Origin of the sequence: Pseudomonas sp. PS01301, from assembly GCF_029960215.1 — a bacterium.
Classification (GTDB): domain Bacteria; phylum Pseudomonadota; class Gammaproteobacteria; order Pseudomonadales; family Pseudomonadaceae; genus Aquipseudomonas; species Aquipseudomonas coleopterorum.
Genome location: NZ_JASCPM010000077.1, coordinates 1 through 9,927, shown reverse-complemented (window position 1 = coordinate 9,927; position 9,927 = coordinate 1). Strand labels below are relative to the sequence as shown.

General features: G+C 63.3%; 9 protein-coding genes. 1 reads left to right on the top strand and 8 read right to left on the bottom strand.

The annotated features are described in order from the left end of the window. Positions 1-81: 81 nt before the first annotated feature. Entirely contained in the window at positions 82-1,353 is a 1,272-nt protein-coding gene (locus QMX89_RS22085) for an Hsp70 family protein (protein WP_090355935.1), read from the bottom strand. 235 nt (positions 1,354-1,588) lie between these two features. Here QMX89_RS22085 and QMX89_RS22080 point away from each other — a divergent pair, with 235 nt between their 5' ends. Next, positions 1,589-2,563, top strand: coding sequence for a DnaJ C-terminal domain-containing protein (locus tag QMX89_RS22080; protein WP_049862001.1), 975 nt, complete (start codon positions 1,589-1,591; stop codon positions 2,561-2,563). Between the two features lie 38 nt (positions 2,564-2,601). Here the strand turns inward: QMX89_RS22080 and QMX89_RS22075 are convergent, their stop codons facing one another. The 7 genes from QMX89_RS22075 to urtE form a co-directional block, all read right to left on the bottom strand. Further along, positions 2,602-5,205, bottom strand: a complete 2,604-nt coding sequence (locus QMX89_RS22075) for a membrane-targeted effector domain-containing toxin (RefSeq protein ID WP_282349886.1) — start codon at positions 5,203-5,205, stop codon at positions 2,602-2,604. A gap of 84 nt (positions 5,206-5,289) precedes the next feature. Beyond that, positions 5,290-6,990: an urease subunit alpha gene (gene ureC / locus QMX89_RS22070; protein ID WP_282349885.1), complete on the bottom strand. Its 1,701-nt coding sequence runs from the start codon at positions 6,988-6,990 to the stop codon at positions 5,290-5,292. 48 nt (positions 6,991-7,038) lie between these two features. After that, positions 7,039-7,344 (bottom strand): urease subunit beta, encoded by a 306-nt coding sequence (locus QMX89_RS22065; protein ID WP_282349884.1) that lies wholly within the window; start codon positions 7,342-7,344, stop codon positions 7,039-7,041. A gap of 34 nt (positions 7,345-7,378) precedes the next feature. After that, positions 7,379-7,897 carry a GNAT family N-acetyltransferase gene (locus tag QMX89_RS22060; RefSeq protein WP_282349882.1) on the bottom strand — a complete coding sequence of 173 codons (519 nt, stop codon included), beginning with the start codon at positions 7,895-7,897 and terminating at the stop codon, positions 7,379-7,381. Positions 7,898-7,906: 9 nt separating this feature from the next. Then, on the bottom strand, positions 7,907-8,209 hold the full coding sequence (locus QMX89_RS22055; RefSeq protein ID WP_049861996.1) for an urease subunit gamma: 303 nt from the start codon (positions 8,207-8,209) through the stop codon (positions 7,907-7,909). 48 nt (positions 8,210-8,257) lie between these two features. Beyond that, entirely contained in the window at positions 8,258-9,097 is an 840-nt protein-coding gene (locus QMX89_RS22050; RefSeq protein ID WP_282349881.1) for an urease accessory protein UreD, read from the bottom strand. A gap of 32 nt (positions 9,098-9,129) precedes the next feature. After that, positions 9,130-9,828: an urea ABC transporter ATP-binding subunit UrtE gene (gene urtE / locus QMX89_RS22045; RefSeq protein WP_049861994.1), complete on the bottom strand. Its 699-nt coding sequence runs from the start codon at positions 9,826-9,828 to the stop codon at positions 9,130-9,132. Positions 9,829-9,927: the final 99 nt, after the last annotated feature.

Sequence of the window (9,927 nt, the reverse complement as noted above, 5' to 3'; positions counted from 1 at the left end):
GGCAGAGCCCGCTCCCACAATACCTGTGGGGGGGCGAGCATTGTGGGAGCGGGCTCTGCCCGCGAAGAGGCCGGACCTGCCTTACTCCGTGCCGTAGCGCTTGCGCGCCTCGATGGCCAGGCCGCTGCCGATGCTGCCAAAAATGTTGCCTTCCACATGCCGCGCATTGGGCAGCATTGCCGCAACGCTGTTGCGCAGCGCCGGGATGCCGCTCGAACCGCCGGTGAAGAACACCGTGTCGACCTGCTCCACGCCCACGCCCGCCTTGTTCAGCAATTCGCCGACACTGCCGCGCACGCGCTCGAGCAGGTTGTCGATGGCGGCCTCGAACAACGCCCGGGTCAGCTCCACGCTCAAGCCCGACTCGATCCGGTCCAGCGGCACGTGGCGACTGGCCGCCTCGGTCAGCTGGATCTTGGTCTCTTCCACTTCCATCGCCAGCCAGTGTCCGGCTTTCTGCTCGATCAGCTTGAACAGGCGGTCGATACCGTCGGTGTCCTGGATGTCATAGCGCATGCTGCCAAGGGCCAGCTGCGACTTCTGCAGGTACACCGAGTTGATGGTGTGCCAGGTGGCCAGGTTCATATGGTGGCTGGTCGGCATGAAGGCGCCGCTCTTCATCCGGCTGCCGTAGCCGAACAACGGCATGACGCCTTGCAGGCTGAGCTGCTTGTCGAAGTCGGTCCCGCCGATGTGCACGCCACCGGTGGCCAGGATGTCTTCGGCACGGTCGTCCAGCCCACGGCGCTCGGGCGCCAGGCGCACCAGGGAAAAGTCGGACGTACCACCGCCGATGTCGACGATCAGCACCAGCTCTTCACGTTCGATGGTGGACTCGTAGTCGAAGGCGGCCGCAATGGGTTCGAACTGGAACGACACGTCCTTGAAACCGACCTTTTTCGCCACCTCGGCCAGGGTGTCTTCGGCTTCCTGGTCGGCGGCCGCGTCGTCGTCGACGAAATGCACCGGGCGGCCGAGCACGACCTGATCGAACGCACGACCGGCGTTGGCCTCGGCACGCTGCTTGAGTTCGCCGATGAACAGCCCGAGCAAGTCCTTGAACGGCATCGCCGTGCCCAGCACGCTGGTGTCGTGCTTGATCAGCTTGGAGCCCAGCAGGCTCTTGAGCGAACGCATCAGACGGCCTTCATAGCCCTCCAGGTATTCGTGCAGGGCCAGGCGGCCGTACACCGGACGCCGCTCTTCGAAGTTGAAGAAGATCACCGAAGGCAGGGTGATCTTGCCCTCTTCCAGCGCGATCAGCGTCTCGCTGCCCGGGCGATGCCAGCCGACAGTGGAGTTGGAGGTGCCGAAGTCGATGCCGCAGGCGCGGGCCGGGGATGCGTTTTTCATGGCAAGGCGGGTCTGTTCAAAAAACGGCCGCGCAGTGTATGCCAGTTGCGTACAGAATCAAGAGCCGCGGCTGTCTTGAAAGTGCGCCGGCGGCCCCAACCTTCTAGCCATCGACCGGGCTGTACAACTCACTGTTCACATCCAGTGGCCTGCAGCCGATAAACTTCCCATGCGTTGCCGAGTCCGACCAATAGGCGCGGGCGGCGCGCATTCGCTCATTGATGGTGATGCTTAGATGGATTTCAAAGACTACTACAAGATTCTGGGCGTAGAGCCGACGGCGGACGAGAAGGCGATCAAGACCGCCTACCGCAAGCTTGCGCGTAAATACCACCCCGACGTCAGCAAGGAAAAGGACGCCGAGGACAAGTTCAAGGAAGCCAGCGAGGCCTACGAAGCGCTGAGCAATGCCGACAAGCGCGCCGAATACGACGAGCTGCGCAAATACGGCCAGCACGGTCGCCCGTTCCAGGGGCCGCCGGGCTGGCAGGGGCGTGGCGGCGGTGGTTTCCATGAGGAAAGCGCCGGCGATTTCTCGGATTTCTTCAGCACCATCTTCGGCAACAGCGGCGGTGGTCGCGGTGCGGCCGGTGGCAATCCGTTCGGGCGTGGTGGGCAGCAGCGCAGCCCGGCGCGCAACGGCCAGGACGTGGAGATGGAGCTGTCGATTTCGCTTGAAGAAACCCTGGCCGACGAGTCGAAGAAGATCAGCTTCAAGGTGCCGCAATACAACGCCGGCGGTCAGCGCCTGACCGATGTGGTCAAGAACCTCAATGTGAAGATTCCCGCAGGCGTTGCCGATGGCGAACGCATTCGCCTCAAGGGCCAGGGCGCGCCGGGCGTCGCCGGTGGTGCCAGCGGCGATCTGTTCCTGACCTTGCGTCTGGCAGCCCATCCATTGTTCGAGGTGGATGCCGGCGACCTGGTGATTCAGGTGCCGTTGGCGCCGTGGGAAGTGGCGTTGGGCACCAAGGTCGCCGTGCCCACCTTGACCGGCCGGATCAACCTGACGATCCGCCCGGACAGCCAGAACGGTCAGCGCCTGCGGGTCAAGGGCATGGGCCTGAAGAACAAGCAGGGCGGACGAGGTGACTTGTTCGCGCAGATCAAGGTGGTCATGCCCCCGGCAGCCGACGAGAGCACCAAGGCCGCGTGGCAGGCCTTGGCACAGCATGCCGACTTCGACCCGCGGCAGGACTGGGGGCGCTGATCGAGCATCCGTTCAGGCCTGGCACGAGTCGGGGGTGGTCAGCGAACCCGGGTCTCGCTGTCGGTGGGTTTGCCAGGCAACGGCAGCTTGAGGCTGATATCGCCACGGATGGGGATCAAGCCCGGCGACAGCACCTCGCCCGTATCTGCGGCGAAACGCAGGGGCTGATCGAAGTCCACCCACGTGACCCGCAGGCTCGGCGTACCCATGATGTTGGCCAGTCCCGGGGTGCGATTGTGGTGGTTGGCCAGCAATTGATCGGTCAAGGCCAGCCACTTTTCATCCGGCTTGCCGCTCTGGAGCGCTTCGATGCGCTTGTACGCGTAGTACACGCGCATGCGTTGGCCCAGATGCGCCGAGGGGGTTTGCAGCCCGTCGGTGGACAAGCTCGCCGCGCAGTCCAGCGCTTTCACACTGATGCCCTGGCGACGGGCCTCCACCAGCACCTGACGAAGGGTGTAGCGCCCCGTGTCCAGCGTGGTACCGCGGGTGTGCAGGGTACGCAGTTGCTTTTCCAGCTCGCGGGAGAACGTGCCGGTTTTCTCGAACTCGTCCAGCGCCGTCTGGTGCAGATCCTTGAGCAATCCCTGGACATACAGCGTCTTGACCTGCTGCGCCTTGAGCGTTGACATGTACTTGATCAACAGCTGGCAGCTGCCCACGGCGTTGGTCCCCTCATTGATCACCAGACCGTTGTTGATGGCGAACACCTGCGTCAGGAACTCTTTAGGCGTCATGGTAACGGTGATCGCTGGCAATCTGGGGCTGATCTGAGGCAGTGAACCCTGGAAAAACGCCTCGGCCTGGCCGCCCAGGGTCTGTCGAAGCTCGATCAGCTGTGAGCGCGCGGTGCGCAGAACGCTGTCGATGGGTCCGGTCATCAACTGATGCGCGTTGGGACTGATGAGCATGGTGGTGATGTCGCGAAAACCGGGGTCGGTATCGAACGCCGCCAGTGCATCCGCTGCGGCCGTCTGATCTTGGGGGGCGGTCAGGGTGAACAGCTCCCAGCGGCCCATCCAGTCCTTCTGCACAGGCCAGCTTCCGATGATCTGCTGTGGCGCAATGGGGTCGACGATCACCCATCGGTCCAGGGCTTCGATGTGCAGGGCCTGAAACACCTTGCCGTCCATGCGCAGGTAGCGGTTGCCTTCAACGGTGGTGTAAATGCCTTGGTAGATGCCTGTGCCCTCGGTCAGACCGGTCAGGTCTTCCTGGGTAGCAACTGCATCCAACTGCGAGTTGCCGGTAACGATGCGGTCGATCTGGGCCAGATCTGCTTCATCCAGTTCAAGTGCAGCACCCAGTTCCTCGAAGCTTCCCAATTCGGCTATGGCATCGTCGCCTACCCCGCGCAACATGGGCATATCCAGGAGAATGTTCAACGCATCCAGTATCGCCGCTGTGAACGCGGCCTGACGGGCCGCTCGGGTCTCGCCGTGTACGGCCTTGGCCAGGTGCGTGCCGAAGGCAATCGAACCGGCTGCCACCGCCACCAGCGCGACGCCCGTATCCGCCGGAGCCAGCGGGGTGACGATGCGCATGAAGGCTTCCAGGTCGATCAGGAACAGTTCCTTGCGCAGTTCGTGGTTGGAGGCCAGAAGCTCTTTGGCATCGAGCTTGAGACGTTCGCGCACCGTGTCGAAGAGGAACGTGAACACGTCCTTGTCGATCACTTTGCTGACGCCGTTGAGCAACCGCTGACCTGATTGCCAAGGCGTCGTGCGAATGCGCTCGAGGGTGGCGAGCAGCAGTTTGCGGGGAGGTACCGTGGACTCTCCGGCGGTATTGAAATGGCCGATCAGACGCTCGCGGCCATGTTCTTCGGCGGCAGTTTCGGCGATCCACTCGTACAGCTGCTGCTCGTTGTGAAAGGTTCTGAACCAGCCCGCCGGCATGTACAGAATTTCCGGCCCTTCGGCGGTGGTGATGCGCAGGATGTCGAACGAGGTCAGATCGCCTAGGGTGAAACTTTTGACCGACGCCAGGGTGCGCTGAGTATGCAGGCGTTGCAGGTCATCCAGCGTAGGTGGCACGGCGACTGGTCCGGCGAACGCATCGAATACCAGTTTGAGCTGTTTGTTGCTCAATGCGCCGGTGTTGTAGGCGTTCCAGGTGAAGCTGAAGAACAGGATCTTGATCAGCACCCGGCCGTCGTCGGCGTAGTCGCGCAGGAAGGCGTTCAGGCGCCGCTGATAGTGACTGGAGAAATCGGTTGCCCAGAACTCCTTCATGATCTGCGAAGGCGCCAGCGGCACCTCGTTGGTCTCGTTGTAGATTCCCGCATCCTTGACGGTGTAGAAGCCCGACATCTGGTCGAGCAGGTCGAAGTTGATCTGGTAGAAGGTTCTGAAGCGCCGCAGCACCAGCTCGGTGACCGTGAGCGTTTCCTTCGGCTTGCCGATGTGCTGTTGGCCGGTATAGGCCAGGCTACTGGTCTGGGCGTTGTCGAAGTCGTGCCAATAGACTTGGTCCGGATCCAGGTCAAGATGAGTATGGAACTTCAGCAGCTTGATGCCCCAATCGCGTGCCGACTCGCGTACGTCCGGAAAGTGTTGGTAATAGCGCTCGGCAACGGCCGTCACGATCGCCGCCGTAAGGGGGGTTGGGACAGGGGTTGCAATAGGGGATGTGGTGGTCATGTGTCGCTCCTCGTTGAGTGGAGCGACACCTTAGAAAAACCGGGGCGTGGTGAAGACCTACATAGTTAGACCGCTCAAGCTGCCTCAGAACAGGAAATAGCGCTGGGCCATGGGCAACACGTCGGCCGGCTCGCACCAGAGCAACACCCCATCGGCCTTGACCTGATACGTCTGGGGGTCGACATCGATGTCGGGCAGGTAAGCGTTATGGATCAGGTCGGTCTTCTGTACCGAGCGGCAGCCCTTGACCACGGCGATCCGTTTCTTCAGGCCTAGGCGTTCAGGCACTCCGGCGTCCAGCGCCGCTTGGCTGATGAAAGTCAGGCTGGTGGCATGGCGCGAGCCGTCGAAGCTGGCGAACATGGGGCGGTAGTGCACCGGCTGCGGCGTGGGGATCGAGGCATTGGCATCGCCCATGAGGCTGGCGGCGATGGCGCCTCCCTTGAGGATCAAGGTCGGCTTGACGCCGAAGAAGGCTGGGCGCCAGAGCACCAGGTCCGCCCATTTGCCGATTTCCACCGAGCCCACTTCATGGCTGATGCCATGGGTGATGGCCGGGTTGATGGTGTACTTGGCGATGTAGCGTTTGGCGCGGAAGTTGTCGTTGCCCTCGGCGTCTTCGGGCAGCGGGCCGCGTTGTTTCTTCATCTTGTCGGCGGTCTGCCAAGTGCGCGTGATCACCTCGCCGACCCGGCCCATGGCCTGGCTGTCGGAGCTGATCATGGAGAACGCGCCGAGGTCGTGCAGGATGTCTTCGGCGGCAATGGTCTCGCGCCGGATGCGGCTTTCGGCGAAAGCCACGTCCTCGGCGATGCTCGGGTCCAGGTGATGGCAGACCATGAGCATGTCCAGGTGCTCGTCGATGGTGTTGCGGGTGAACGGGCGGGTCGGGTTGGTCGAGCTGGGCAACACGTTGGCGAAGCCGCAGGCCTTGATGATGTCCGGGGCGTGGCCGCCGCCGGCCCCTTCGGTGTGGTAGGTATGGATGGTGCGGCCCTTGAAGGCGGCCAGGGTGGTCTCGACGAAGCCCGACTCGTTGAGGGTGTCGGTGTGGATGGCGACCTGCACGTCGTACTGGTCGGCCACGCTCAGGCAATTGTCGATGGCTGCAGGCGTGGTGCCCCAGTCTTCGTGCAGTTTGAGGCCGATGGCGCCGGCCTTGACCTGTTCGATCAGCGGCTCGGGCAGGCTCGCATTACCCTTGCCGGTGAAGCCGATGTTCATGGCGAAGGCATCGGCGGCCTGGAGCATGCGCGCCATGTGCCAGGGGCCAGAGGTGCAAGTGGTCGCGTTGGTGCCGGTGGCCGGTCCGGTGCCGCCGCCGATCATGGTGGTGACGCCGCTCATCAGCGCCTCTTCGATCTGCTGCGGGCAGATGAAGTGGATGTGGGTGTCGATGCCGCCGGCGGTCAGGATCATGCCTTCACCGGCGATCACTTCGGTGCTGGCGCCGATGGCGATGGTCACATCGGGCTGGATGTCGGGGTTGCCGGCCTTGCCGATCGCCGCGATGCGCCCGTCCTTGAGGCCCACGTCGGCCTTGACGATGCCCCAGTGATCGATGATCAGGGCATTGGTGATCAGCGTGTCGACCACTTCGGCGGCCAGCAACTGGCCTTGGCCCATGCCATCGCGGATGACCTTGCCGCCGCCGAATTTGACTTCTTCGCCGTAGGTGGTGAAGTCCTTTTCCACTTCGATCCACAGGTCGGTGTCGGCCAAGCGGACTTTGTCACCGACGGTGGGGCCGAACATGTCGGCGTAGGCTTCTCTGGAAATCTTCATCGCTATGCCCTGCAATTCAATGGTGTGGAGACCCTGGATAAGCGGTGATCAGAGATCACCCATGACGCGGCCGGCGAAGCCGTACACGCGGCGCAGCCCAGCCAGGTCCACCAGTTCCACTTCGCGGCTCTGGCCCGGTTCGAAGCGCACTGCGGTTCCCGCAGGAATGTTCAGGCGCATGCCCCGGCTGGCGGCACGGTCGAAGTGCAGCGCATCGTTGGTCTCGAAAAAGTGATAGTGCGACCCCACCTGAATCGGTCGATCGCCACTGTTTGCCACGGTCAGGCTCAAGGTACGCCGCCCGACATTGAGTTCGATGTCGCCAGGCTGGATCTGGTATTGGCCGGGAATCATGGGAGAGCTCCTCGAAGTGATGAAGGACGGCGGTTCAAGCCGACTTCTGTGGCGGCTCGGCGCCGGGGTTGAGGGCCAGTTGCATGAAGGTCAGGTCCAGCCAGCGGCCGAACTTGATGCCCACCTGCGGCATTTGCCCTGTGGTGACGAAGCCCAGACGCTCATGCAGATGAACCGATGCCTGGTTGCCGCTTTCGATGGCGGCCACCATGACGTATTTGCCACGCTCGCGGGCACGCTCGATCAGCACCTGCATCAGGCGCGCGCCCAGGCCTTTGCCGCGCTGGTCGTTGCGCACATAGACCGAGTGCTCGACGCTGTAGCGAAAGCCTTCGAACGGGCGCCAGTCGCCGAACGACGCGTAGCCGCTGACCTCGCCGTGCTCCTCGGCGACCAGGATTGGGTAGTTTTGCGCCTTGCGCGCTTCGAACCAGGCCTGGCGGTTGGCCAGGTCGACCGGCTGCTCGTTCCAGATCGCGGTGGTGTTGAGCACCGCATCGTTGTAGATCGCGCAGATCCCTGGCAGGTCGCGCTCGGTGGCGTCACGAATCATGCGCGTGCCTCAGGCGATGGGTTGATGAACGGTGACCAGCTTGGTGCCGTCGGGAAACGTGGCTTCCACCTGGATCTCCGGGATCATTTCGGGGATGCCCTCCATGACCTGTTCGCGACTGAGCAGGGTGGTGCCGTAATGCATCAGTTGGGCGACCGTCTGGCCGTCGCGGGCGCCTTCGAGCAGGGCGGCGGAGATCAGCGCCATGGCCTCCGGATAATTCAGCTTGAGACCGCGGGCCAGACGGCGTTCGGCGACCAGGCCGGCGGTGAAGATGAGCATTTTGTCTTTTTCGCGAGGTGTCAGGTCCATGGGGGTTCCTTGAGAATTTTGGTAGGTAGCCAGGCAGGCAGGATTCAGTCAGGTGCTCCAGATCCGTGGCGCCAGCGCTTCGCGGCCCAGCAGGGCCGGGCGCAGCAGCGTCCACAGCTGGATCAGCCAGTCACGCGCATGCAGTGCCTCGTCGGCCAGGCAGCGCGCAACCAGCAGCCCCGGCAACTGGCTCAGGTCGCCGCGCACGCGGGTCGCCAGCGCACGGCAGCGTTCGAGCAGGGCCGGGTCGATCTCGCCGGTCACCAGCAAGGTGGCGAACACCGGTTTGCCGCCCAGGCCCACGGCCGATTCGAGCAGGCCGTCGTCGCCGACGATGCGCTGGCGCTCGTGCCAGATCAGCTCGCCGTCGCGGCGGATCTCCAGGCGTGACTGGAAATGCCCCTGGTCGAAGCGCTCGGCGGCCGCCGGACGACCCACGGCGACGATGTCCCAATAGAACAGCCGGGCATCGCCCTGCAGATGGATACGGGTATCCAGTTCGGCCTGGGCGGCACTGTAGACGATGGTTTCCTGAGGCAGCCATTCAAGGGTAGCGCCAGCGGCCACCTGCAGCTCGGTGCTTTGATAGGCCGGACTGAGCGCTCGGTACCACTTTGCCGCGCCCGGCGTGGTCAACTGCGCCCAGGCGTTGGCCTGAACCTGTGCGCTGATGTCCAGCCGATCGCCGCCGGCGATACCCCCCGGCGGATGCACGATGATGTGCTGGCACACCTCGGGCCCTTCGGCGTACAGATGCTTCTGCACCCGCAACGGACCCAGGTGGCGGCGCAGGGTCGGTCGCGTGCTGTCGCCGAACCGTGCGTAGCCCAACTCCAGCCGGGCGTGCCAGCTGGGCGTGTAGGGCAGGGAAGTGACAGGTAGATTCATGGCCTTCATTCTTTTTCGGGTCGCGGCAAAGATTAAATGGTTACCAGGCCACGCACACCCTCGGTTTCCATGTTTTCACCACGACCCTGCTGGACGATCTCACCGCGCGACATGACCAGGTACTGATCGGCCAGCTCGGCGGCGAAGTCATAGAACTGTTCGACCAGCAATATGGCCATGTCCCCACGCGCAGCGAGCTGCTTGATCACGGCGCCGATCTCCTTGATCACCGAAGGCTGGATGCCTTCGGTGGGCTCGTCGAGAATCAGCAGGCGCGGTCGGCTCGCCAAGGCGCGGCCGATTGCCAGTTGTTGCTGTTGACCACCGGACAGGTCGCCACCACGGCGATGCTTCATCTGCAGCAGCACTGGAAACAGTTCGTAGATGAACGCCGGCACCTCGCGCGCTTCGCTGCCGGGAAAGCGCGAAAGCCCCATCAGCAGGTTTTCCTCGACCGTCAGGCGGCCGAAGATCTCGCGGCCCTGGGGCACGTAGGCGATGCCTGCGTGCACCCGTTGATGTGGCTTGAACGCGGTGATCGGCTTGCCTTCCCAGGCCACGCTGCCTTGCTTGGCCGGGATCAGGCCCATCAGGCACTTGAGCAAGGTGGTCTTGCCCACGCCGTTGCGCCCGAGCAGACAGGTCACTTCGCCTATGTTCACATCGAACGACAGGCCGCGCAGGATATGGCTGCCGCCGTAGTATTGGTGAAGCTGGTCGACTTGGAGCATGGGTCTTGTCCTTGTTGTTGCAGTGTCTGAGTGGGCCTCTTCGCGGCCGCTGACCGCTCCTACAGTCGATTATCGTAGGAGCGGTCAGCGGCCGCGCAC